Genomic DNA, 24,309 nt, shown 5'->3' on the forward strand with positions numbered 1-24,309 from the left:
TGTTATGGATTGGCTGAGATTTCATTATAAATTAGTTTAACTAATATAATGATTCCGGAAAACTTGAGCACCTTATTGGGTTGGGGATGGTTATTACCCCTCACCCTTCGGTAGCTCCCTAAAATAGGGGAGCAGGTATGGCGCCTATGCAAAATGCCAGTAAATGGAGGCATTAACAAGTTTTATAAATAATAATTTTTGAATTACCTGCCTCATACTCCCCTCCTTATTTTCAATGAGGGTTGGGGGTGGTGAAGATCATCTACTCATTATTTCCCCCTTGAATGATGGAGAAATAATTTACAGCTTTATCTCTTCATAATCTATAAAGTCTCCCGCTCTATCTGCAGCCCGGGCCTCTTTGTCTTTTGGAGGTACATAATCAACATGAAGTTTTCCAACCGGGCGGCGGGGTTGTTCTTGTTGACGATACTGGGAATTTACATGCTCCTGTGCTTTACTTACCATCTTCTTAAATAAAACAGGTAATAATACGCGGGCAATCATTTTGATTATCCACAACACAAGAATCGTTATAATAATAAACTTTAATACCATCTCAATTTAAATCAATACAAATATGACTATAAAAAAAATTAATTGTTTCAGTCAGCATTTCAAGCTTACATTTTTATGATAATTAATGAAGAAGCTTTTTAATTAATTCACCATGCTGAGGAAACTGTTTGATCAGTGCTTCGTTTGCTAATTCAAAATCATTAAAATCGAATCCCGGAGCAACTGTACATCCTACTAACGAGAAACCTTCCTTATTTATTGGACACGAAGCAAACCAGCATCCTGCTTTTACAATTCCCTGAAATTTACAGCCTCCCTCTAAATCGTTTCCAATCTTTAATGTTTCCAGCTCCCCATTGGGATGGATAATGTAAACCAGAAGAGGAATGCCATCATAAAAATGCCATAACTCATCCGATTGAATGCGATGAAAAGCAGAAAACTGGTGGCCCTCTAAAAGAAAGTAAATAGCTGTCGAAAAATTTCTGTTACCTCCAAACTTTTCGGGTAAAGCATTGGCATCAATTAACTCATCAGACCTATAAGTTTCGGCAAAATAACCTCCTTCCGGATGAGGCCGGAGCTTTAATTTGTCAATATAATAGGAAACACTTTGTTTCATTCCTCTACAATTTGAGCAACTCTCCCAACCTGCCCGTCTTCTAACCGTACTTTAATTCCCCTGCTGTGAAATGAGGAGCTGGTTAATAAATCTTTCACTATTCCCCTGGTTAATTTCCCGGAGCGTTGGTCTTTCTTCAAAATAATATCAACTTCTAAGCCGGGATATATGTCGTTTCTGTTTTGTCCGTTCATTGTTTAATAGATTTGAGATGTTAGATATGAGATATGTTATTAGTAAGAATAAAAAATACCAAATTATCGATTACAAATTTTAACTTTTGACTATTTTTACTTCTTTCCAAACTTCTCATCCATCATCTTCTCAAGCGCATACATTTCATCACGTAATTTGGCTGCGCCTAAAAAGTCCATGCCTTTCGCTGCGGCCAGCATTTCTTTCTTGGTTTTATCAATAGCTTTCTGAAGTTCAGGCTTCGTCATGTAGACTACAATCGGATCGGCGGCAATATTAGCTGCGCCTTCGTGACCAACATAAACTTTTTGAACACCACCTTTAAAATCCATTACAGAAGTTTGCTCAAGGATTTCCTCACGTGATTTGCCGATAGTAGTTGGCGTTATGCCATGCTCCTCGTTGTACTTCATTTGCTTCTCACGACGGCGATTCGTTTCCTCAATAGTGACCCGCATGCTTTCTGTAATCTTATCAGCATACATAATTACCCGTCCGCGGTCATTACGGGCAGCTCGGCCGATGGTTTGAATTAGTGAGCGCTCGGAACGAAGGAAGCCCTCCTTATCTGCATCTAAAATGGCTACGAAAGAAACTTCGGGCAGATCAAGCCCTTCACGTAAAAGGTTAATCCCTATTAACACATCAAACTCTCCCAGGCGCAATCCTCTTAGAATCTCAACCCGTTCAAGTGTTTTTACTTCAGAATGGATGTAACGGACCTTAATCCCCAGCCTGTCCATATATTTCGACAGTTCTTCAGCCATGCGTTTGGTTAGCGTGGTCACTAAAATTCGATCCCCCTGTTTAACGGTTTTATCTACTTCGTCGAGCAAATCATCCACCTGGTTTATTACCGGGCGGATTTCAATCACAGGATCTAATAAGCCGGTAGGACGTATAACCTGCTCTACAACTACTCCCCCGGATTTTTCCAGTTCATAATCTCCCGGTGTGGCGCTTACATAGATCGTTTGCGGAGCTAAGCGCTCAAATTCTTCAAAGTTTAAAGGGCGGTTATCCAGGGCTGCCGGTAAGCGAAAGCCATAATCCACTAGAGCAAGTTTCCTTGATCTGTCACCTCCGTACATGGCTCTCACTTGAGGGACAGTAACATGACTTTCATCAATTACCATCAGGTAATCTTCAGGGAAATAGTCCAACAGGCAGAAGGGCCGCATTCCGGGAGTCCTTCCATCAAAAAAACGTGAATAATTCTCAATCCCGCTGCAATAACCCAGTTCACGGATCATCTCTAAATCATAATTCACCCGTTCTTCCAGTCGCTTGGCCTCAAGGAAGCGCTGGTCACCGACAAATTGCTTTTTCCTTGTTTCCAGTTCTTCCTGTATTGCCCATACCGACTGGTTAAAGCGCTCCTTGGGTGTTACAAAAAGATTTGCCGGATAGACCACCATGTGGGTCATTTTCTCCAGGGTTTTTCCCGTTGCCGGATCTATGGCTGATAGTTCTTCAATGTCGTCGCCAAAAAAAGACACACGGTAGGCATGGTCCATATAAGCCGGATAGATGTCCACAGTATCACCCTTGACCCGAAAGGTTCCCCTTCTGAAATCGGCTGTCGTTCTTGAATACAGAATTTCTACCAGCCTGTGAAGGAAGGCATTGCGGCTGACGCGGGTTCCCACAGCAAATTTAAAAACGGAATTGCTAAAGTCTTCCGGGTTTCCCATACCGTATATACAGGAGATAGATGAAACAACTATAATATCGCGTCTTCCCGACATTAAGGAAGAAGTGGTACGAAGGCGAAGTTTTTCTATCTCTTCGTTTATCTGCAGATCTTTTTCTATATAGGTATTTGAACTGGCTATATAAGCTTCAGGCTGATAGTAATCATAATAGGATACGAAGTAATTTACGGAGTTTTCCGGAAAGAACTGCTTGAATTCACCGTAGAGCTGCGCTGCCAGTGTTTTATTATGACTTAATATTAATGTCGGCTTTTGAGTTTGTTCAATGACATTAGCAATAGAATAAGTTTTACCCGATCCTGTGACCCCAAGTAAAGTCTGGTAGTTTTCACCCCCTCTCACTCCTTCCACTAATTGTCTGATGGCTTCCGGCTGATCGCCGGCAGGCTGATACTCTGAAGTTATTTTAAAATCCATGCGAATATCAAAAGTACAAAAAGGTATTTTAGTATATGCTTAAAACGAATAGGAAGCTTGATGCATTAAAGGCCCTATGTCATTACTCGTACATCGATACCTGAGCAGCAAGATGAATACCATAATGCAATAATCTTGAATAAACTTTACTCAAATTATCTTTTCAATCTTCAGGATGACAAGCCCTTGAAGACAAGCGCTTGCCGAAATAATAAATGCTTTCCGAATGCAAACTTCTTAAGCAGGTTTAGGTTTTTAATAAGGAGATTAACAGAATTGTTTGTATCCCGTTCAATATAAAATGTCTAATTTTATTTTTGATGTTTGTACTAAGCACAATACCTTCCATTGGTAATAATTTTATTGCCGAACTACGTGATTCTCAAATTCAGCAGGACAGTATGCGTTTTCGTAAAAATCTTGAACGTTTGGGTGAGCTCTTCGCTTATGAAATCAGTAAAGGGATGGAATATGTGGATACGGAGTTTGAAACACCTTTGGGAACTGCGACCGTACCTATACTTAACGAACAGCCTGTTTTAGCCACCATTTTACGTGCGGGCTTACCTCTTCACCAGGGTTTATTAAATATTTTTGACAGAGCAGATTCCGCTTTTCTGGCTGCGTATCGGAAACCTACTAAAAATGGGGATTTTATCATTCAGCAGGAATATGTCGCTTCTCCGGACCTGAACGGAAGAATCGTCATCCTTTCCGATCCTATGCTTGCCACCGGGTTAAGCATGACCGCCTGCTGCAAAGAGCTCCTCAACCAATATAAAATTAAACAATTACACATCGTTTCGGTAATAGCCAGCGTCGAAGGCATTGCACATGTAAGAGCTAATCTGCCAAAAGCTAAGCTTTGGTTCGGAGCAATTGATGATGAAATGACCACCAAGGCATATATTGTACCCGGACTGGGAGACGCAGGCGATCTGGCCTTCGGGACACGGGAGTAAAAAAGCAAATACCCTTAAAACTTCATCTGTATATCAATTAATTCGCACATTTAAAAGGTCTGCACTTTTATTCGCACCTTTGCATAATTAATTCATTTGCAGAATCATGCTCCGCCATATATTTTTCGATCTCGATCATACCATCTGGGATTTTGATAAAAATGCTGAAGAAACACTTCATGAACTGTATCATACCTATTCTTTGGCCAGCCTGGGCGTTTCCTGCCCATTTACGTTCATTGAAACCTATACCCGTAATAATCACCTGCTCTGGGCAGATTACCATTTAGGAAAAATCACGAAAGAACACCTCCGTACTACCCGTTTCAGTACCACCTTTTTAGAATTGGGCTTGCCTGCCGAATGCATTCCACCCGCCTTTGAAGAGGATTATGTTCGCATTTGTCCAACCAAAACAAATCTGTTCCCGCAAGCTCATGAAACCTTAAGCTATCTTCGGAAAAAGTATAAGCTTCACCTTATTTCAAATGGATTTAAAGAATCTACCGAGTTAAAAATACAGGTTAACGGCCTGGCACAGTATTTTGAGAATATTGTGATATCCGAAATTATCGGGATAAATAAACCAGACCGAGCCATTTTCGAGTTTGCTTTAAATGCTGCCCAGGCAAAGAAAGAAGAAAGTATTATGATAGGAGATAGCCTCGAAGCAGATATTCGCGGAGCGATGAATTTTGGAATGGATGCTATTTATTTTAATCCTTGTAATAAAGAAAAACCGGAGGACGTGAAGACACAAATTCTCTGCCTGGATGAATTGATGGTGATGTTGTAGGCTTGTCTAAGTATCCTTCTTGTATCAGCCCCGTCATTCCTGCGCAGGCAGGAATACTAATGCTGGGCAAAGATAATCTGGATTCAAGGTTTTAATTTGACTGTTTCCCATATAATCGGGATGAATGGAGATTCTTAATCCCTCCTTAATCTTAAGCTAATATCCCTTCCTCATTTTAGGAAAATAAAATGACATCTGAAATTCTATCAATAATCTTTCTGGTCATCCTTTCAGGGATAATTATCCTGCTCTTTTTTTCTCCTTATGAGATGCAATTCGATGAAGAAGATGATTGTTAAATTAGAATTGACAGACAAAAAGTGATGATGATGTAAAATACTGCATTTTTTAATGGTTTGAGAAATTGTGAGCTATCGCTTATAATAGCTTAATACTATTGAATAGCTTTGTTAAAGGTGTCTGAGTATATTTGGCAAGGAAAATCATATGAAATATTTATTTGCTCATTTTTTCAAAGAATCTGCTTAGTATTACAATTAATCATGCGCATTTTATTTGCAATACAGGGAACAGGTAATGGCCATATAAGCAGGGCTCGCGAAATTGTGCCATTATTACAACAATATGGAGAGCTTGACGTGCTGATCAGCGGAACACAGGCTGATGTGCAGCTTAATTGCCCCCTTAGCTATCGATTCCATGGTTTTAGTTATATTTTCGGTAAGAAGGGCAGTGTAGACCACTGGAGTACTTACAAAAAAATGAATCTTCCCCGCCTGATGAGGGATATCCGCTCACTTCCTCTAAAAGAGTATGATCTGATCATCAATGATTTTGAGCCTGTAACCGCCTGGGCCTGCAAACTGCAGGGAAGGCCGAGCGTGGCGTTAAGTCACCAGGCTTCCTTTCTCTCTAAAAACACTCCCCGCCCGAAAGATAGATTTCACTGGCATGAATGGGTTTTCAAATTTTATGCGCCTACTACTCATCAAATAGGCTTTCATTTTCAGAGTTACGATAAATTTATCAATACCCCTGTTATTCGCAGCGAAATCCGAAACCTGGAAACAAATAATTTCGGTCATATCTCCGTGTATTTGCCGGCCTACCATGATCATTTACTGGTGAGTTATTTAAAAAAAATTCCCGAGGTTCGCTGGGAAGTGTTTTCCAAACATTCAGCCAGAACGTATACCGAAAACAATGTTTTAGTTCAGCCTATAAATAACGATAAGTTTAACCATAGCCTGGCCAATTCCGCCGGACTACTTACCGGTGGGGGCTTCGAAGGTCCGGCTGAAGCTTTGTTTTTAGGAAAAAAGGTTTTGGTTATGCCTATGAAGTATCAATACGAACAATTATGTAATGCCGAAGCTTTAAAAAAAATGGGCATACCGGTTCTATATCAGATGGATAATGAGTTTATTTCAAAAGTAAAACATTGGCTCGGCACCGAAATTACTGTTGCAGTAAATTTCCCTGATTGTACTTCCGCAATAGTTGAGAATATGATAAAAACCTATTCCGCATAAGTTTCTGAACACGATTTGTTTCCATCCCCGCAATTTTGTTTTATTATTGTCTTTTAAGAAAGCAATACGCAGTGCATGATAAGTCTTTTTAGAAGATTAAATCCCGTTAATATATTACTGCTTGTTATAATCGCCGTAATTCTCAGATTGGGGATCTTTTCCAATCAGCCTGAAAGTCTTGACTTTAAAATATTCGAGTCCTACGCCTCTGTTTTATTTAATATCCAGAGCAATAACCTGTTCAGTGTAGAGTCAAACCTTTTTTTTGCGCTTTTGCTTACGCTGGTACAGGCCCTTCTGTTTAACAGGATAGTGAACGAGTATAATTTGCTTGGCAAACCTTCCTTTATACCCGCCCTCATGTTTATTACCGGTTCAAGTGTGCTGGTCAATTTCCTGGTATTAACTCCCGTATTACTATGTAATTTCCTGACGATATGGATGTTGTCAAAGTTTCTGAGTATTCATAGGAAGGAATCCGCTCAATCTACCATGTTTGATCTGGGAATGATAATTGGTGCGGGTACCCTGATATATTTGCCATTTGTAGCCATGATGCTTTTGTTATGGATTTCACTGATAATTTTCAGAGCTTTTAACTGGCGGGAGTGGGTGGCCGGAATAATAGGATTTATCACAGTTTATTTCTTTATCGCGGTAGCTTATTACCTGACCGATTCATACGAAACTCTCAAGAATTTTAAGGTGCCTCTCGCCATTGAATTTAAGCTAGGTCAGATCAATATATATGATTACCTGGTCCTGGTTCCTTTACTTATTATCCTGTTTTTGTCTGGGCTTTCTTTACAACAAAAGCTTTACCGGAGTAATATTCATATCAGGAAATCTTACCTGCTATTTTTCTTTATTCTTTTATTTTCTATCTTATCTTTCTTTATTACCTCCCAGCATCATTTATTTCACTTTCTGCTTGCTGTTCCGGCAGCGGCAGCTTTTATGGCTTTTTACTTTATTTCTGCTACAAAAGCATGGTTTTACGAAAGTCTTTATCTGGTTCTGGTGGGCTTCATTATTTATTTTCAGTTTTTTTAAGAGATACTCCACTCCGTGGTTTGTGTCTCACAGACCACAATTCATGAGTTTTCCCCTTCGGAAGATCCCTTTACTTATATCCAGTGCGCAACCCTAGCAGATTTTACTTATGGTTGGTCTGTGGAGGCACGGAACCACTATTTCCTCCTTTTGAAAACAGGAGATGAATATGATAAACTGAAATACGATTATCATTATAAAAATCGTTTTTCTTAAAAATCAGTTGGCTATATCCAGTGATACAAAACCTTCCAAACCTTCTTAACCTTTTTTAACAAAATAAAAACCCGTAAAAACTTAAAATTTAAATAGTTTTGTATTATGAAATTCGGAGTAGTAGTTTTCCCCGGATCCAATTGCGATCAGGACAGCATTTACGTATTAGAGAATATTTTAGAGCAAGAGGTTGTAAAGCTTTGGCACAAAGATCACGATCTTCAGGGAACAGATTTTATTATCCTGCCAGGAGGTTTTTCTTATGGCGATTATTTAAGATCAGGCGCTATAGCCCGCTTTTCGCCTATTATGCAGGAAGTTATCCAATTTGCGAATAAAGGTGGGTATGTAATGGGCATCTGCAACGGCTTTCAAATTCTGACTGAAGCTGGTCTTGTTCCCGGAGCATTGCTTCACAACAGCAACAGGAAATTTATTTGCCGCAATGTTCATATCAAAGCAGAAACCAACAATTCATTAATCACCTCAGGTTTAAATACAGCTCAGGCTCTGAAAATTCCCATCGCTCATGGCGAAGGAAACTATTTCGCTACAGAAGATAACCTTAAAAGACTTAACGACAATGATCAGGTTCTTTTCCGCTATTGCGATGAAAACGGGCAGATCACTCCTGAATCAAATCCAAACGGATCTGTTCAGAACATTGCCGGTGTATGTAATGAAGGGCGTAATGTGTTTGGCTTAATGCCTCACCCTGAGCGTGCCGCTGACTCTGTTTTAGGAAATCAGGACGGACTGGGAATATTTGAATCGATCCTTAAAACGGTTCTTGCTTAATGACTAACCTCGTTATTGATATTGGTAATACTTTTTCAAAACTTGCAGTATTCAATAACAGGGTGATCACAAGCCTGATTCAGGTTAAAAATTTAACTATCCATTACCTGCGCAATTTTCTCGAAGAAAACGCCGTAGATAACGCAGTGATTTCCAGCGTTAATGTTGAGATAGATGCTTTTGAGGATTTACTCAAGTCAAAAACAAATTACTTCCGTTTCAGCGGATCCAGCTCTTCGGGTATTGTAAATCATTATAAAACACCTCAAACTTTAGGCCTGGATCGCTATGCTGCCGTAATCGCTGCAGAAGCTCTTTTTCCCGGTCATAGTTGTTTGGTGATCGATGCCGGCTCCTGTATAACCTACGACTTTGTTGATGCTCACAAGAATTACTGGGGTGGCAGTATTAGTCCGGGGATAAACATGCGCTTTAAAGCGATGAATGAGTTTACCGGCAGGCTCCCCTTAATTGAAGCCGATTTGTCGGGAAATTCAGAGTATGGTGACGATACCCGCTCTGCGATGTTAAGCGGTGTTCAAAAAGGGATCGTTTATGAGGCTATAGGCTTTATTAACTCATTCTATTCGAAGTGGCCCGACTTAAAAGTGATCCTGTGCGGAGGCGATGTTAATTTTTTTGATACCGAACTGAAAAATAGCATCTTTGCCCACACTTTACAAACCGAGCCGAACTTGGTACTTATTGGTTTAAATGAAGTTATCTATTATAATAATGACTAAGACTTTAAGAAATATATTTATTCTTGGCTGTGTAATATGCAGCTTTAACAGTTTTTCGCAGAGTACCACCAGTTCTCCATACTCGCAATATGGAATAGGGATGATCAACGGTTCACAATTACCCGAAAGCAGATCTATGGGAGGTTTAGCGGCTGGTTTGAGAAAACCTTCGCCCTACAGTAACGTCAATCTAGCTAATCCGGCATCATATTCGGCAATACGCATTACAACTTTCGATATCGGGGTTTATGGTGGTAATACAAACCTGAGCAGGGGCCAAGCTTCAGAGAATACTTTTGATGCAGCTCTTAATCACCTGGTTTTTGCTATGCCGGTAACCAAAACTTCGGCATTAAGCTTCGGACTGGTTCCATTCAGCAGCAAAGGATATAGCCAGACGATTTCAGATTCGGATGGATCTGCGCCTGTGAATTATGTGTATAGCGGTAAGGGAGGTACATCAAAAGCATATCTTGGTTATGGGTTTAAAATAGGCAGCCGCTTTAGTGTCGGCGCAAACGCTTCGTACCTGTTTGGTAAGCTTACAGAAAGTAAAGCGGTTGAATATGACGACCTTACATTTCTTAATTCCAGCACTCAGTCAAATAATTCTATATCGGGCCTTAATTTCGATTACGGAGTTCAGTACGAGACACCTGTAAGTAAAAATGTTAATTTGATACTGGGATATAGCGGTAGCTCAGCTTCTAAAATAAAGTCCAGAAATGATTTGTTGACAACCAGGTATTTTAAAAATGCTGAAACCGGCCTGAATAGTGTAGCACTTGATACCACTGAGTTTATCGAAAATGAAAAGAGCAATATTCAGCTTCCATTGATGCATACTGTGGGTTTTGCTATTCAACGCCCTAACAAATGGATGGTAGGCGCGGACCTGTCACTTGGCCAATGGAAAAACTACCGCGAAGGGAATAGCAATCCCGGCCTGCAAAACTCTATGGGGATTGCAGTTGGCGGCCAGATTATTCCTGATTTTACCTCCGTTGGAAGCTATTTTAAACTCGTGGATTACCGATTCGGATTTAAGTATGATAAGACGTATCTTAATCTTAACGATCAGAATATAAATCAGGCAGCAATAACATTCGGATTGGGATTACCTCTTCCTGCGAACCGTTCAACATTCTATAAAATAAATCTGGGAACAGAAATTGGTCAGCGGGGTACATTAAGCAATAATCTGGTACGTGAGCGTTATGTAAATGTATTCCTAAGCTTTACCATGAACGATCAGTGGTTCCAGAAATATAAATTTGATTAATAATGCTCTCCTTCAGATTTAACATCGCATATTTTTTTGCTTTGGGATGTTTACTATTCATCTCCTGCGAAAATGATCTGAAGGAAATCGAGAAAATATCAGCTAAAACCAAAGTTTCTGCAGATACATCAAGAGGGGTAGAAATTATTCTCAGTGATTCTGCTGTGGTTAAAGGCAAGCTTTCGGCGCCTTTGCTCTTATATTATAATACCTCAAACCCTTACAATGAAATGCCTGAGGGCCTTACTGTTATTTTTTATGATGAATTTCAAAAGGAAAGCAGCAGGATAACTGCCGACCATGGTATTCGCCGTGAAAATGAGCATTTGGTAGAATTAAGGAAGAATGTGGTGGTAACTACACAAAAGGGAGATACCTTTAAATCGGAGGAGCTTTTTTGGGATGAAACAAATAAGGTGTTTTATTCTAATCAGCTGGTAAATATTACGAAACCTGACGGCACTTCTATAAATGGTACACAATTTAGAAGCGACCAGAATTTTGATAATCCGGTTATCAATAATGCTACCGGAAGCCTTGCCACAGGCAATAAGCTAACCTATTAATAATGAATTTTTGAGGCTTGTTTTTTTGCTATAATTTTTTTTTAAAAATTGTATCTTGCGCCCTCTTTTAAAACGAAAGAAGAATAGAATATATGGGAATAATGAGTTTTTTGCGGAACCGTGCGGGTGCTATCCTTATAGGGGCAATCGGTTTTGCTTTATTTGCGTTTTTACTGGGCGATGCTGTTCAAATGGGCGGCTCTTTTATGGGTGGCGATCGTAACGAAGTTGCTGAAGTTGCCGGTAAAAGCATTTCATATGATGAGTTTAAAGCTAAGGTCGATCAGAACGAAGCTAACTTCAAGCAGCAAATGGGTGGAAACTTAAACCCTCAGATGAGTGCTTATGTTGTAGAAAATACCTGGAACCAGGTCATTTCAGAAGTTTTAATCGATAAAGAAGTAGAGCGTTTAGGATTACAGGTTGGTAAAGCCGAGCTAAATGATATGCTTACAGGTAAAAATCCGCATCCACAGGTAGTTCAAACCTTTACAGATCCTCAAACCGGACAGTTTAATAAATCTCAGATCGCTGGAATTATCGACAATGTGAAACTTCAGGGAGCTAACAGCCCGATGGGTAAACAATGGGGCGACTTCCTGCTTTCTATCAAACGCGACAGGTTATTTCAGAAATATAATAATCTTGTTAAAAACAGCATTTATGTTACTTCATTAGAAGCAAGAGAAGATTATGCCCAGCGCAATAAGCTTGCGAACTTCAATTATGTTAACTTAGATTATGCTTCAATTCCTGATAATAAGGTCAGCCTAAGCGATGACGATTACAGCGATTACTACGAAGAAAATAAAACCCGTTTCAAAAACCGGGAAGAAACACGATCTTTTGAATACGTAATATTTGATGCGAACCCTTCAAAAGAGGATTCATTAGCTGCCCGTTCTGCTATCAATAAAATTGCGGCAGATTTTCGTAACACAAAGAACGATTCATTATTTGTTGCTATAAATTCTGACACAAAAGCTCCTCTTGCTTATGTAAAAAAAGGTTCTTTAGAACCGGCGATAGATTCTGTGGCATTTTCATCGGCACCAGGTGCAATCATTGGTCCCTTGTTTTCAAACGGAGCATTCAAGGTTGCCAAGGTCCTTGATGTGAAAATGAGCCCCGATTCAGTAAAGGCAAGCCATATTTTATTAAATCCGGCTGCCGAAGGAGGAATGGATAAGGCTAAAGCCAAGGCTGATTCTATTCTGGCGCTTATTCGCAAAGGAACAAGTTTTGAAGAAATGGCGATCAAGTTTAGCGTCGATCCTTCTAAAAGTCAAGGGGGGAGTTTAGGTACTTTCGGACGCGGAGCCATGGTTCCAGCATTTGAAGATGCGGTGTTTAACGGAGCAACGGGCGATACTAAAGTTGTTACAAGCCAGTTTGGTGTACATATTGTACGTATCGATAAACAAATCGGTTCCTCAAGAGTGGCAAAGGTTGCGCTTGTGGATAAGGTAGTTGCCAGCAGCAGCCAAACTCAGCAAAAGGTATATCAGAAAGCTTCTGAATTTTTGGGTGCCGCAGATGACGACAAAGAATTTGACAATAGGGTTAAATCAGCGAAACTTCAGAAATTAGTTGCAGATAATGTTGCGGCTTCTCAGTCTAATGTTCCCGGACTTGAAAATCCACGTGAACTTGTTCGCTGGGCATTTGATGCTGAAGAAGGTGATGTAACCGATAAAGTTTATGAAGTAGGTAACCAGTATGTAGTTGCTAAACTTACAAGCATCCGTGAAAAAGGCCTTCTACCTTTAGAAAAAGTTAAAAAAGATATAGAGCCTATGGTACGCAACCGTGTTAAGGCCCGCATGCTCACCGAGCGTTTTGAAGAGGCGCTTAAAGGTGTGTCGTCTATCAGCCAGGTGGCCCAAAAAGTTGGCAGACAGGCTCAGCCGGTTCAGAATATAGTTTTCGCTAACCCCGTTATCCCAGGAGGCGGACAGGAAAATAAAGTTATTGGTACTGTATTCGGCTTACAGCCAAATAAACTTTCTAAACCTATACAGGGTGAGGCGGGTGTTTTTGTAGTGCAGGTAAATGGCTTTACAAATCCGGCGCCTTTAACAAATACGTTTAAACAGAAAGAGCAGATAATGCAATCAGTAGCTCAAAGGGCTCAAAGTCAATTCTTTGAAGTTCTTAAAGAAAAAGCGGAAATCAAAGATAACCGACTTCGTTTCTTTTAAGGAGTTTAAGCTAAATATCAGCCGGAAGAAATATTCTTCCGGTTTTTTTGTTATATAACAATAGGATGATTAAGCTTTACCCTAAGCTTTATAACTTCACATTCAAGCTTTTATCGTAAAATGGATATACAGGAAAATATTGTCAATCGCGTTGCCCAAAGTGGTTTAATAAGTCTTGATCCGGCAGAACTATATCCGGCCGGCGATAGAATTGTCTATGATATCAAAGATAACCTGTTTCACGGCTTAATGCTTCGGGAGAAAGATTTCAGGGAATTTATCAAACAACACGACTGGTCGCAGTACCAGGATAAGCATGTGGCGATTACCTGCTCATCGGATGCGATTGTTCCCACCTGGGCCTATATGTTATTAGGAAATAAGATGGCGCCTTTTGCGCGCACCATTGTTTTTGGTAACCTTGAACTGCTCGAAACCGTATTGTTCGACCGTGCTGTAAACATGCTCGATATTGAAAAGTATCGCGATGAACGGGTAGTTATCAAGGGATGTGGCGATATTTCTGTCCCTGTTTCAGCATATGTCGACTTAACAGCAAAGCTTAGCGGTGTAGCAAAAAGCATTATGTATGGCGAACCCTGTTCTACTGTGCCTATTTACAAGAGGAAGGATTAAGTGGAATTAAAAATTAAAAAGTAAAAATTAAAAAGTTAGAAATAAAAAGGCAGTTCATTTGAAAAGTAAAACAACTCCGGAAATATTGCCACAGCCTATAATACATTACGCAGCTTTATGAGAAAACTCCATCTTTTGGTTCTGTTATTTTTATCTTCAAATGTTGTGTATTCACAATATCTAGAGAACAGAAAAGAACCAGTTTTTAAAGTTGGCGAAGAGCTCAAATATAAATTGCGATACGGTTTTGTAACTGCCGCTGAAGCTACATTATCTGTCAGAAACAGTGATCTTAAATTTAATAATCAGTCTGTTTATCATTTATTGGCAGAAGGCAGAACCTCAGGGACCTTTGATGTTTTTCATAAAGTACGAAACCGCTATAACTCATACATTCATCCGACCCAATTACTCCCGTTTTTATATACTGAAACGATAAGAGAAGGGAATTACAGGCGTAATGACAAGGCCCGTTATCATCAGGAGGAAAAGAAAGTTGTTTCAAACAAGGGCACGTTCTTTGGTAAACGCAGTCAGCTGTTTGATATAGTATCGGCTTATTATTTTGCGAGAAGTCTGGATCTGAGCGAAGTAAAGCAGAATGAAAAATTTAAGATGACTTATTTTCTCAATGACGGTTTGGCCGATCTTGAAATAATTTATATTGGTAAAGAGAGGGTAAAAACCTCTATGGGCTATTTTAATTGCCTGAAATTTAATCCCTCGATTCAGGCTGGCCGGGTTTTTCGCGAAGATAGTAAGCTATATCTGTGGATTACTGACGATGGGAACCGTATCCCTGTGAAGGCTCAGGTCGAAATTTTGGTGGGCACCGTAACGATGGAACTCACTTCTGCTAAAGGTTTAAAATATCCTTTAGATGTAACAAAGATTAAATAATGATTGAAGTACTGAATACCCTGGTAGATGAAGATCTGCTGACAGAAAGTTTTGTGTGCCACCTTGATAAATGCAAAGGTGCATGCTGTGTTGAAGGAGATGCCGGTGCACCCCTCGAAAGAAGTGAGCTGGCTGTGCTGGAAGAAATCTATCCGCTTGTGAAGCCTTACATGACCGAAAAGGGCATACAGGCTGTAGAGGAAGCCGGAACCTGGGTTAAAGATGGCGAAGGCGATTATACCACTCCGTGTGTGGACGGTCATAAAGAATGCGCGTATGTAATGTGGGAAGACGGAATTAGCAAATGCGCCATAGAGCGGGCATACCTCGATGGTAAAACCGGCTGGAAAAAACCCGTTTCCTGTCATTTATACCCAATCCGGATTACCGAGTATCCTGAGTTTGATGTCCTTCATTACGATCGCTGGCATATCTGTAGCTCTGCATGCAGTTTTGGAAAGGAATTGAAAGTTCCGGTGTTCAGATTTTTAAAAGATCCTCTTATCCGGAAATATGGAGAGAACTGGTATAATGAACTGGAAGAAGCGAATACTGCATATAAGGAGCTGAAGGGATAAGCAAAGCGCTGTTGGTGAGGCGCGCACGTGGTCGGGTTTCGTTTCAAACTCAAAGCATCCTATGCAAACGTTCTTAACATAATTCCGAACGAATGGCCCTGTGGTATTGCATTGTGCGGAAGAGAGATATCTCCGCGGACAAGGGGCTTCACTTCCATCGGTAGGAGACCTCTCTCTGCTCTATCCCCAGCTATAGACCGTTCGAGGTGACGGCCGAGGTATTGGTTTTCGTGTTTGAACTGACAGCATCCTATGCAAACGCCCATAACATAATTTCCGCCATATCGAGCGAATGGCCCTGTGCTACTGCATTGTGCGGAAGAGAGATATCTCCGCAGAAAAAGGGTAGATACTTTCATTGGGGTAGTATTCGGAAATTTAGTTAATTGCCAATTGCTCCCACAAATCTATCCATTCTGGATTCAAGGTATTTATTAAAACCACCTTCTTTTCTCTGCGCCATTTCTTTATTTCTTTCTCCCTTCCAATTGCTTCTTCAATTCTGGAAAAGAACTCGTAATATATACAGTATTCAAGATTGTACTTTGCAGAAAAACTTGAGGGATATTTGTGTTCTTTATGCTCCAGTATCCTGTTAAGTAAATGAGAAGTTACCCCAATATATAAAGTAGTTCGATGTTAATTGGTCATGATGTAGATGCATCCTCCATATTCCATTTTTAAAAGTAAAAAATCTTATAAAAAGCTTTGTAATAAATTTCCCATAATATAATTCCCGTCATGTCGAACGAATGCCCTGTGCTATTGCATTGTGCGGAATAGAGATATCCGCGGACAGGAGGTAGCTGCTTCCATCGGTAAGAGACCTCTCTCTCTGCTCTAACCCCGGCTATAGGCCGTTCGAGGTGACGGATGAGTGTTTGGTTTCGTTTTCAAACTGACAGCATCCTATTCAAACGCCCATACCATAATTTCCCGTCATATCGAACGAATGGCCTGTGCTATTGCATTGTACGGAAGAGAGATAACTCCGCGGACAAGGGCTTTACTTCCATTGGTAGGAGACCTCTGCTCTATCCCCGGCTAAAGGGCTGTTACTTCCATCGGTAGGAGGCCTGCTCTATCCCCAGCTTAGGCCGTTCGAGGTGACGGATGGGTGTTGGTTTCGTTTACAAACTCAAAGAGCTGAGATTTACTCTATTCCCCAGTACCTCTCTCATTCAATAATTTTGATAAATTTGCAGCTTTAGAAATATTAATGAGCAAAATCATAGTTTTTGGAGCTTCAGGGCAGCTCGGCCAATGCCTTAAAGTGGTAGCCGGACAGCAAAATATAAAGGATATCAATTTTCTGCCTGAAGAGCAGGCCGACATATTGAATGTAGAAGCACTAAAATCTATCTTTCAAACCGAAGCTCCGGCTTATTGCATCAACTGCGCCGCATATACCGCCGTAGATAAAGCCGAAGACGAACAGGACCTCGCCCGGAAAATAAACCGCCAGGGAGCAGATAATCTTAGCCGTTTATGTAAGGAATATAGTACTACACTCGTTCATGTTTCCACAGACTTTGTATTTGCCGGAAATGAAGCCAAAGTTTTAACCGAAACCGATGCTGCAGAACCTGTAAACATTTATGGCTTAACCAAACTCGAAGGAGAACAGGTAATTGCAGCGACAAATGATAAGTATTATATTCTGCGCACCAGCTGGTTGTATTCCGAATTCGGGAATAACTTTGTTAAAACCATGCTTCGTTTTGGTAAAGAAAAGGAAGAGATGCGTATCATATGCGATCAGATTGGTACGCCAACCTATGCTATTGACCTTGCGCGTTGTATATTCCACATCATTAAGAACGACAGTCAGCAATACGGATTATATCATTACAGCAACGAAGGAGTAACTTCCTGGTACGATTTCGCGAAAGCTGTTTTCGACATCGCCGCACTGAAAGTTAAAGCGATACCCATTAAAAGTTCAGAATATATTACAAAAGCGATTCGTCCCGCTTTTTCAGTAATGGATAAATCAAAAATTAAAAATACATTTAATATCGAGATCCCCTATTGGAGGGATAGTTTGATTGAATGTATGAAGAAGTTGGACTAAGGAGATGGACTTGTTGACGTAGTTTCATACTGAGCTTGCCGAAGTATAAGCCCGTCGAAACATACACCTGCTTATATTAAAATAAAACGAATGAAAGGAATTATACTAGCCGGCGGGTCAGGCACCAGGCTGCATCCTCTGACCCTTGCCACCAGTAAACAAATGATGCCGGTTTACGATAAGCCGATGATCTATTACCCCTTGTCGATCCTGATGCTTGCAGGCATTCGGGAGGTTCTTATCATTTCAACGCCCCATGACTTGCCAAACTTTGAAAAACTTTTAGGGGATGGCTCCCGGCTTGGCTGCAAATTTTCCTATAAAGTGCAGGAGGTTCCAAACGGACTGGCCCAGGCTTTTGTAATAGGAGAGGAGTTTATAGGGGAGGACAGCGTTGCGCTGATTCTTGGAGATAATATTTTTTACGGCGACGGGCTCTCCATGCTTTTACAAGATCTTAAAGAACCTGAAGGAGGTGTGGTTTTCGCGTATCCCGTTTCCGATCCTGAAAGATATGGAGTAGTGGATTTTGATAAGGATAATAATGTGCTTTCTATTGAAGAAAAGCCCGTTAATCCTAAATCTAATTATGCCGTTCCTGGTTTGTATTTTTATGATAATTCCGTAGTGGAAATCGCTAAGAACATCCCCATGTCGCCTCGTGGTGAATATGAAATTACCGATGTCAACAAGGTTTATCTTGAGCGGGGAAAGCTTAAGGTAGGAGTGCTTAGTCGCGGTACTGCCTGGTTAGATACAGGAACCTTTAAATCACTGATGCAAGCCAGCCAGTTTGTACAGGTTATTGAGGACCGTCAGGGCCTGAAGATCGGATGTATTGAAGAAGTGGCTTACCGTATGGGATATATTTCAGCGGATGATTTAAGTGAAATCGCAGCCCCGCTTGTTAAAAGCGGCTACGGACAATACCTGTTGAAGATTGTTAATCAGGGGCTGGTGCAGTAATGCACTCGCCTATTAAAGCGGTTAACCACCGGATTACCGTGTGGACATAGGTTTTTAAGGCGTTATGATTCCCCTCTTGAGAGGTGTTAGGGGTGTATTTAGTATCCTTTTCAAATGCATAAACATATCCCATCAAATTTTGTAAGACTTGCAAATATATGCAGCCCATATTCACCGGCAACCTTAAAGCGTTTAGTGTCCCCCGCTGGCGGGGGAATACAAGGGGGTGGATTCGAACAGCACTATACTGGAATTAGTATAAAAACATCAACCCATGAAAATCTGCAAATAAAAACAAAACATGCCACCAAAGATTGAAGACATCCACATCGCAATTATCGGACTGGGTTATGTCGGCCTGCCTTTAGCGCTGGCCTTTGCCGAAAAACACCCGGTCACAGGATACGATACCAATCCTGTCCGTATAAATGAATTGCAATCCGGACACGATTACACTTTACAGGCGAAATCTACCGATCTTTTAGACAGCACTGTAAAATTCAGCGATAGCGCTGCAGATATTCAATCTGCTAATGTGTACATCATCACCGTACCAACACCTGTGGATGAATCAAAAAAGCCCGATCTGGGTCCATTGCTTGAGGCCTCTGCCAGTGTGGGCCGACTGTTAAAAAAGGGTGACATTGTAATTTATGAATCTACCGTATATCCCGGCTGCACCGAAGAAGACTGTGTGCCGGTTCTACAGGCTGTCAGCGGTTTGAAATTCAACATCCAATTTTTCTGCGGTTATTCCCCCGAGCGGATCAGTCCGGGCGATGCTGTTCATACCCTGAAAACTATCGTAAAAGTAACCTCAGGTTCAACCCCCGAGGTCGCCGATTTTATTAATACCCTGTATGCAGGCATCATAGAAGCTGGCACCTTTAAAGCAAAATCCATTAAAGTGGCCGAAGCAGCCAAGGCCATTGAAAATGCCCAGCGCGATGTGAACATTTCCTTTGTGAACGAACTGGCTTTGATATTCGACAGGATGGATGTCGATACCACAGATGTTTTGGAAGCTGCAGCAACAAAATGGAACTTTTTAAAATTTAAACCCGGACTGGTAGGCGGGCATTGCATAGGAGTGGACCCCTATTATCTTGCCCATAAAGCAGAACTATTAGGTTATCACCCGGAAGTTATTCTCTCCGGACGACGTGTTAATGATAATATGTCAACCTTCATTGCCAGTAAAGTTGTGAAGATGATGTTGGCAAAAGGCACTGCAGTGAAAAACGCCCGGGCTTTGATACTTGGTATTACCTTTAAAGAAAACTGTCCCGATATACGTAACACTAAAGTCATTGATATTTACAGGGAGCTGCAGCAATACGGTATTGAGGTGGATGTCTTTGATCCATGGGCCAAAGCAACCGAAGTATCTCAGACCTTCCAGTTTAATCTGCTTTCGGATATTTATCAGAATGAATACCAGGCTGTGATCCTGGCTGTGGCCCATCAGGAATTTTACGAACTGGATTACTCCGCCTTAAAACAGGAAAACACCATACTCTTTGATACCAAGTCGATTATAGACAGGGTTTGGGTGGATGCAAGGTTGTAGCTTCATGCGTCATACGGAGCCTGTCGGCTTCATGTCGAGCCTGCAGAGTCATGCTGAGCCTGTCGAAGCATAAAGTGGTATATGCCCACCCCAATCACACCCTTCGACAGGCTCAGGGTGACACCTCCACGCAGTCCTCACGAAAACTGACTCTTCAAATTTCGTCGCCTGCTGTGCAGCGTCGATACTCGTGCAGCGTCATACTGAGCTTGTCAAAGTATAGAGCTTGTCGAAACATAGAGCGGAGAATCTGCCTTTCAGTTTTGACATCCTACAATACAAACCAATTTCCTATCTTTAATGATGCAATACATGGCTGGTCTTCAATGTTCAGATGGGAGTTACTATGTTGGGGTTACAAATGATGTAGAAAGAAGATTGTGGGAACATCAAAATGGATTAGATCCCAAAAGCTATACATTCAAAAAGCGCCCGGTTCAACTCATGTTTGTTGAATACTTTCAGGATGCTACTCAAGCCATAGAATTCGAAAAACAAATAAAAGGCTGGCGCAGAGCGAAAAAAGAAGCTTTAATAAAACGGGAATGGGATAAGCTTCCTGAATTAAGTGTTAGCTATCAATCTCGCTTGAGGTGACTCCGTGTGGCGCCATACGAGTAGCGTCATACTGAGCTTGTCGAAGTACCAGCTTGTCGAAACATAAAGCCACTCCGTCTTCTTCCGGATTAAATTTTTCAATATTCCCCTCAATATCATGCAAATTTTATAATTTTATTGCCGGAATATTGCAAACCATTCTTGTTGTTTGTTGTTTTTTGATTTTATCCATCACTTTAATAAATAAATGTATTTTTGAAGGGCCCTTATCAGGCCATGCAAAATACAACACCCAAAAAAGACATTTGTAAATGAAAGTAGCGTTAATCACAGGGATTACTGGACAGGACGGAGCCTATCTGGCAGAATTTTTATTAAAAAAAGGCTATGAAGTCCATGGTTTAAAAAGACGGTCGTCATTATTTAATACAGACCGTATCGATCATTTATACCAGGATCCTCACGAAACAAATGTCAGGCTTAAATTACACTACGGAGATTTAACCGATTCAACTAACATCATACGTATTATACAGGAGGTTCAACCGGACGAAATCTATAATCTGGCTGCAATGAGCCATGTTAAGGTAAGTTTTGACACCCCCGAATATACCGCAAACGCCGATGGTATCGGTACCCTGCGTATCCTTGAGGCAGTGCGTATTTTGGGACTTACTAAAAAGACCCGTATCTACCAGGCATCTACTTCAGAATTATACGGTTTGGTACAGGCGGTTCCGCAAAGTGAAACAACGCCTTTTTATCCCCGTTCGCCTTATGCAGTGGCAAAAATATACGGCTACTGGATTACCGTGAACTACCGCGAGGCTTACGGAATGTACTCCTGCAACGGAATTCTATTCAACCACGAAAGTCCGATCAGGGGGGAAACTTTCGTAACCCGTAAAATTACCCGCGCTACCGCGAAAATCGCTTTAGGCCTGCAAAGCTGTTTGTACCTGGGTAACCTTTCCGCTCAGCGCGACTGGGGGCATGCGAAAGATTATATCGAGGCCATGTGGCTGATCCTTCAACAGGATAAAGCGGAAGATTACGTAATCGCTACCGGTATCACTACCGCTGTTCGTGAATTTGTACGCATGAGTTTTGCCGAACTGGGAATCGAAATCGAATTCAGCGGAAAAGATGAAAACGAAAAAGGTGTAATCGTCGATGTGGATCAGGCAAGGGCATTAGAGCTTGGCTTAAACACCGATGCTTTAAAGGCAGGTCAGACTATCGTTAAAGTAGACCCGAGATATTTCCGCCCAACAGAAGTTGATCTATTGCTCGGTGATCCTACCAAAGCAAAAGAAAAGCTGGGATGGAAATTGAAATACGATTTACCGGCTTTAGTAAAAGATATGGTGCACTCAGATTTAAATCTCACTAAAAAAGACGAATACTTAAAACAAGGCGGACACCAGGTTTTAAACTATTTCGAATAAAATACCCCAACGCAGACAGCGTTTGGAACGCTGTCTGCGTTTATCTTCTAAAAACTGACTTATTTTTCTCTGCATTAAGATTCCTGCCTGCGCAGGAATGACGGGTCGAGTAATTGGACGAGTATCGTCATCATCCTCATATCCACAACCATCATTTTTCGCGTATCGTCATTGCCGATGCGATTGGCAATCCTAAAGCGCCATACCGGTATCAGATTTATTGTGCTCAGCATTAAGATTCCTGCCTGCCCCTGTCCGTCCGGTCAGGCGGGCGTTCCGTTTCAGGCGGGCCCGCGCAGGGATGACGGTGATTGGTAATTTGACGAGACTCGCCATCATTGTTCTAACCACAACCATCATTTTTCGCGTATCGTCATTGCCGACGCCATCGGCAATCCTAAAGCGCCATACCGGTATCAGATTTATTGTGCACAGCATTAGGATTCATCTCCCAATCCGATCGGCAATCCTAAAGCCCCATACCGGTATCAGATTTATTGTGCTCAGCATTAGGATTCCTGCCTGCGAAGGAATGACGGGTCGAGTAATTGGACGAGTATCGTCATCATCCTCATAACCACAACCATCATTTTTCGCGTATCGTCATTGCCGACGCGATCGGCAATCCTAAAGCGCCATACCGGTATCAGATTTATTGTGCACAGCATTAGGATTCCTGCCTGCGCAGGAATGACGGTACCTGGTAATTGGACAAGAATCGTCATCATCCTCATAACCACAATCATCATCCACCCCTAATCGTCATTGCCGATGCGATCGGCAATCCTAATGCGCCATACCGGTATCAGGTTTATCGTGCTCAGCATTAGGATTCCTGCCTGCGCAGGAATGACGGTACCTGGTAATTGGAAAAGAATCGTCATCATCCTCATAACCACAATCATCATCTACCCCTAATCGTCATTGCCGATCCGATCGGCAATCCTAAAGCGCCATACCGGTATCAGGTTTATCATGTTCAGCATTAAGATTCATCTCCCAATCCGATCGGCAATCCTAAAGCCCCATACCGGAATATGATTATTTTACGACCCGTAATATTAATTCATCATAATAATATCTGGAAACCACCACCCCTTTTAATTCCCCGCCGGCGGGGGGTACAAAACGCTTTAACCCCGTTCACGCCCTGTACGAGATTATACCTTAAATACCCATATTTTTTGCACACGCAGGCAACCGTTATTAAGCACGATAATCATCAAAAACCAGAAGGTAGCGCCCGGCCCGAGCCCTCCCACTTTTTTGCATCTGGCAGGCAAAGCCGTTAAGCGCAACAATCATCAATTACCAGAATGTAGCAGTCAGCCCGAGCATACCTTTTTAAAAGCGAAAATCATTATCTCAGTCGCCTCGTACTCTCCTCCTTATTTCCAAGGAGGGGGCAGGGGGTGGTTATTATTGCATTGCCAGAATCTTTGGCACGGATTCCCATAGCACGGTGCCAGATGTGCTTTTTTGCAAACGCCCAGTCCAAACGCCATTAAAGCACGACAATCATCAGAAACCCGAATCTAGCGCTGGCCGGAGCAGAACGGCGAGCAGAGAGTTTGCCCTGTGCGGCTGCCAGCAGGAATGATGGGTTGGATAATTGAACGATACAATCGGAGTAAAATCACCCCTTTATCCCCTCCTTGGAAATAAGGAGGGGAGTATAGCGCTTTAGGCAGGCTGCCCGAACAGTCGGTCAGATATAAAAAACACTGGTTATCAGAGGGGTTATTCTTAGACATGGATTCCCAGAGCAGGATGCCAGATGCACTTTTTGCAAACGCCCACGCAAACGTTATTAAGCACGATAATCATCAAAAACCCAAATCTGGAAGAGGAGATCAGGCAGATGTTTCGTGAGCTGGATGCCTGCAGGAGCCTGTATCCTTTTAAAGATGAAAACGCGAATTGAGGCGGGAGGGAAGGCGCATTAGCGAAATCCTGCCCTGCCATGCAGAAAGTACGGATTTTAAGAATGCGAGTTAAACA

Annotated in this window: 23 protein-coding genes; 17 read left to right on the forward strand and 6 right to left on the reverse strand. The window is 41.6% G+C overall.

Features of this window, described 5'->3' with window-relative positions:
- Nucleotides 1-300 precede the first annotated feature (300 nt).
- The 4 genes from WG906_RS14050 to uvrB form a co-directional block, all read right to left on the reverse strand.
- On the reverse strand, nt 301-558 hold the full coding sequence (locus WG906_RS14050) for a DUF4834 family protein (protein WP_339993368.1): 258 nt from the start codon (nt 556-558) through the stop codon (nt 301-303).
- Between the two features lie 82 nt (nt 559-640).
- Nucleotides 641-1,141: a cupin domain-containing protein gene (locus tag WG906_RS14055; RefSeq protein ID WP_339993369.1), complete on the reverse strand. Its 501-nt coding sequence runs from the start codon at nt 1,139-1,141 to the stop codon at nt 641-643.
- A complete protein-coding gene (locus tag WG906_RS14060) occupies nt 1,138-1,335 on the reverse strand; it encodes a YwbE family protein (RefSeq protein WP_339993371.1) in 198 nt (65 codons plus the stop codon). Before WG906_RS14060 ends, WG906_RS14055 begins: the two co-directional genes overlap by 4 nt.
- Before the next feature lie 96 nt (nt 1,336-1,431).
- On the reverse strand, nt 1,432-3,468 hold the full coding sequence (gene uvrB, locus WG906_RS14065; protein WP_339993372.1) for an excinuclease ABC subunit UvrB: 2,037 nt from the start codon (nt 3,466-3,468) through the stop codon (nt 1,432-1,434).
- A 320-nt stretch (nt 3,469-3,788) separates the two neighbouring features.
- Between uvrB and upp the strand changes: the two genes are divergently transcribed.
- The 12 genes from upp (at nt 3,789) to WG906_RS14125 (ending at nt 15,692) form a co-directional block, all read left to right on the forward strand.
- Entirely contained in the window at nt 3,789-4,430 is a 642-nt protein-coding gene (gene upp / locus WG906_RS14070) for a uracil phosphoribosyltransferase (protein ID WP_339993373.1), read from the forward strand.
- Nucleotides 4,431-4,536: 106 nt separating this feature from the next.
- On the forward strand, nt 4,537-5,226 hold the full coding sequence (locus tag WG906_RS14075; protein ID WP_339993374.1) for a YjjG family noncanonical pyrimidine nucleotidase: 690 nt from the start codon (nt 4,537-4,539) through the stop codon (nt 5,224-5,226).
- A 503-nt stretch (nt 5,227-5,729) separates the two neighbouring features.
- Nucleotides 5,730-6,719, forward strand: coding sequence for a glycosyltransferase family protein (locus WG906_RS14080; RefSeq protein WP_339993375.1), 990 nt, complete (start codon nt 5,730-5,732; stop codon nt 6,717-6,719).
- 75 nt (nt 6,720-6,794) lie between these two features.
- Nucleotides 6,795-7,772 carry a DUF6427 family protein gene (locus WG906_RS14085; RefSeq protein ID WP_339993376.1) on the forward strand — a complete coding sequence of 326 codons (978 nt, stop codon included), beginning with the start codon at nt 6,795-6,797 and terminating at the stop codon, nt 7,770-7,772.
- 321 nt (nt 7,773-8,093) lie between these two features.
- A complete protein-coding gene (purQ, locus tag WG906_RS14090) occupies nt 8,094-8,786 on the forward strand; it encodes a phosphoribosylformylglycinamidine synthase subunit PurQ (RefSeq protein ID WP_339993377.1) in 693 nt (230 codons plus the stop codon).
- The gene (locus WG906_RS14095) at nt 8,786-9,529 is read left to right on the forward strand and encodes a type III pantothenate kinase (protein ID WP_339993378.1); all 744 of its coding nucleotides are present in this window, start codon (nt 8,786-8,788) and stop codon (nt 9,527-9,529) included. Before purQ ends, WG906_RS14095 begins: the two co-directional genes overlap by 1 nt.
- Nucleotides 9,522-10,811 (forward strand): BamG family beta-barrel-assembly machinery protein, encoded by a 1,290-nt coding sequence (gene bamG, locus WG906_RS14100; RefSeq protein WP_339993379.1) that lies wholly within the window; start codon nt 9,522-9,524, stop codon nt 10,809-10,811. Before WG906_RS14095 ends, bamG begins: the two co-directional genes overlap by 8 nt.
- A 2-nt stretch (nt 10,812-10,813) precedes the next feature.
- Entirely contained in the window at nt 10,814-11,377 is a 564-nt protein-coding gene (gene lptC / locus WG906_RS14105) for an LPS export ABC transporter periplasmic protein LptC (RefSeq protein ID WP_339993380.1), read from the forward strand.
- 101 nt (nt 11,378-11,478) lie between these two features.
- Complete coding sequence (locus tag WG906_RS14110) at nt 11,479-13,578, forward strand: SurA N-terminal domain-containing protein (RefSeq protein ID WP_339993381.1); 2,100 nt, start codon at nt 11,479-11,481, stop codon at nt 13,576-13,578.
- Nucleotides 13,579-13,698: 120 nt separating this feature from the next.
- A complete protein-coding gene (locus WG906_RS14115) occupies nt 13,699-14,214 on the forward strand; it encodes a DUF2480 family protein (RefSeq protein WP_339993382.1) in 516 nt (171 codons plus the stop codon).
- Nucleotides 14,215-14,331: 117 nt separating this feature from the next.
- Nucleotides 14,332-15,114: a DUF3108 domain-containing protein gene (locus WG906_RS14120; RefSeq protein WP_339993384.1), complete on the forward strand. Its 783-nt coding sequence runs from the start codon at nt 14,332-14,334 to the stop codon at nt 15,112-15,114.
- Nucleotides 15,114-15,692, forward strand: a complete 579-nt coding sequence (locus tag WG906_RS14125; protein WP_339993385.1) for a DUF3109 family protein — start codon at nt 15,114-15,116, stop codon at nt 15,690-15,692. The genes WG906_RS14120 and WG906_RS14125 overlap by 1 nt, the downstream gene beginning before the upstream one ends.
- A 378-nt stretch (nt 15,693-16,070) precedes the next feature.
- Here the strand turns inward: WG906_RS14125 and WG906_RS14130 are convergent, their stop codons facing one another.
- A complete protein-coding gene (locus WG906_RS14130) occupies nt 16,071-16,313 on the reverse strand; it encodes a GIY-YIG nuclease family protein (protein ID WP_339993823.1) in 243 nt (80 codons plus the stop codon).
- Nucleotides 16,314-16,911: 598 nt separating this feature from the next.
- On the opposite strand from WG906_RS14130, the gene rfbD reads away from it, so the two are divergent.
- The 4 genes from rfbD to WG906_RS14150 all read left to right on the forward strand — a co-directional run bounded on the left by rfbD (nt 16,912) and on the right by WG906_RS14150 (nt 20,899).
- Entirely contained in the window at nt 16,912-17,766 is an 855-nt protein-coding gene (gene rfbD, locus WG906_RS14135) for a dTDP-4-dehydrorhamnose reductase (RefSeq protein WP_339993386.1), read from the forward strand.
- A gap of 90 nt (nt 17,767-17,856) precedes the next feature.
- Nucleotides 17,857-18,732 carry a glucose-1-phosphate thymidylyltransferase RfbA gene (rfbA, locus tag WG906_RS14140; protein ID WP_339993387.1) on the forward strand — a complete coding sequence of 292 codons (876 nt, stop codon included), beginning with the start codon at nt 17,857-17,859 and terminating at the stop codon, nt 18,730-18,732.
- 301 nt (nt 18,733-19,033) lie between these two features.
- The gene (locus WG906_RS14145; RefSeq protein WP_339993388.1) at nt 19,034-20,302 is read left to right on the forward strand and encodes a nucleotide sugar dehydrogenase; all 1,269 of its coding nucleotides are present in this window, start codon (nt 19,034-19,036) and stop codon (nt 20,300-20,302) included.
- Nucleotides 20,303-20,614: 312 nt separating this feature from the next.
- Nucleotides 20,615-20,899 (forward strand): GIY-YIG nuclease family protein, encoded by a 285-nt coding sequence (locus tag WG906_RS14150; protein ID WP_339993389.1) that lies wholly within the window; start codon nt 20,615-20,617, stop codon nt 20,897-20,899.
- Here the strand turns inward: WG906_RS14150 and WG906_RS14155 are convergent.
- Nucleotides 20,874-21,023, reverse strand: coding sequence for a hypothetical protein (locus WG906_RS14155; RefSeq protein ID WP_339993390.1), 150 nt, complete (start codon nt 21,021-21,023; stop codon nt 20,874-20,876). The two genes, WG906_RS14150 and WG906_RS14155, sit on opposite strands and share 26 nt — an antisense overlap.
- Nucleotides 21,024-21,171: 148 nt before the next feature.
- On the opposite strand from WG906_RS14155, the gene gmd reads away from it, so the two are divergent.
- Nucleotides 21,172-22,308: a GDP-mannose 4,6-dehydratase gene (gmd, locus tag WG906_RS14160; protein WP_339993391.1), complete on the forward strand. Its 1,137-nt coding sequence runs from the start codon at nt 21,172-21,174 to the stop codon at nt 22,306-22,308.
- Nucleotides 22,309-24,309: the final 2,001 nt, after the last annotated feature.

The organism is Pedobacter superstes, assembly GCF_037622515.1.
Lineage (GTDB): Bacteria > Bacteroidota > Bacteroidia > Sphingobacteriales > Sphingobacteriaceae > Paradesertivirga > Paradesertivirga superstes.

Coding starts and splice junctions, on each gene's coding strand:
- WG906_RS14080 (WP_339993375.1), top strand. CDS start 5,730: ATGCGCATTTTATTTGCAATACAGGGAACAGGTAATGGCCATATAAGC.
- WG906_RS14150 (WP_339993389.1), top strand. CDS start 20,615: ATGGCTGGTCTTCAATGTTCAGATGGGAGTTACTATGTTGGGGTTACA.
- purQ (WP_339993377.1), top strand. CDS start 8,094: ATGAAATTCGGAGTAGTAGTTTTCCCCGGATCCAATTGCGATCAGGAC.
- bamG (WP_339993379.1), top strand. CDS start 9,522: ATGACTAAGACTTTAAGAAATATATTTATTCTTGGCTGTGTAATATGC.
- WG906_RS14125 (WP_339993385.1), top strand. CDS start 15,114: ATGATTGAAGTACTGAATACCCTGGTAGATGAAGATCTGCTGACAGAA.
- WG906_RS14055 (WP_339993369.1), bottom strand. CDS start 1,141: ATGAAACAAAGTGTTTCCTATTATATTGACAAATTAAAGCTCCGGCCT.
- WG906_RS14060 (WP_339993371.1), bottom strand. CDS start 1,335: ATGAACGGACAAAACAGAAACGACATATATCCCGGCTTAGAAGTTGAT.
- WG906_RS14110 (WP_339993381.1), top strand. CDS start 11,479: ATGAGTTTTTTGCGGAACCGTGCGGGTGCTATCCTTATAGGGGCAATC.
- WG906_RS14115 (WP_339993382.1), top strand. CDS start 13,699: ATGGATATACAGGAAAATATTGTCAATCGCGTTGCCCAAAGTGGTTTA.
- uvrB (WP_339993372.1), bottom strand. CDS start 3,468: ATGGATTTTAAAATAACTTCAGAGTATCAGCCTGCCGGCGATCAGCCG.
- WG906_RS14075 (WP_339993374.1), top strand. CDS start 4,537: ATGCTCCGCCATATATTTTTCGATCTCGATCATACCATCTGGGATTTT.
- WG906_RS14095 (WP_339993378.1), top strand. CDS start 8,786: ATGACTAACCTCGTTATTGATATTGGTAATACTTTTTCAAAACTTGCA.
- WG906_RS14050 (WP_339993368.1), bottom strand. CDS start 558: ATGGTATTAAAGTTTATTATTATAACGATTCTTGTGTTGTGGATAATC.
- lptC (WP_339993380.1), top strand. CDS start 10,814: ATGCTCTCCTTCAGATTTAACATCGCATATTTTTTTGCTTTGGGATGT.
- upp (WP_339993373.1), top strand. CDS start 3,789: ATGTTTGTACTAAGCACAATACCTTCCATTGGTAATAATTTTATTGCC.
- rfbD (WP_339993386.1), top strand. CDS start 16,912: ATGAGCAAAATCATAGTTTTTGGAGCTTCAGGGCAGCTCGGCCAATGC.
- WG906_RS14145 (WP_339993388.1), top strand. CDS start 19,034: ATGCCACCAAAGATTGAAGACATCCACATCGCAATTATCGGACTGGGT.
- WG906_RS14085 (WP_339993376.1), top strand. CDS start 6,795: ATGATAAGTCTTTTTAGAAGATTAAATCCCGTTAATATATTACTGCTT.
- gmd (WP_339993391.1), top strand. CDS start 21,172: ATGAAAGTAGCGTTAATCACAGGGATTACTGGACAGGACGGAGCCTAT.
- WG906_RS14120 (WP_339993384.1), top strand. CDS start 14,332: ATGAGAAAACTCCATCTTTTGGTTCTGTTATTTTTATCTTCAAATGTT.
- rfbA (WP_339993387.1), top strand. CDS start 17,857: ATGAAAGGAATTATACTAGCCGGCGGGTCAGGCACCAGGCTGCATCCT.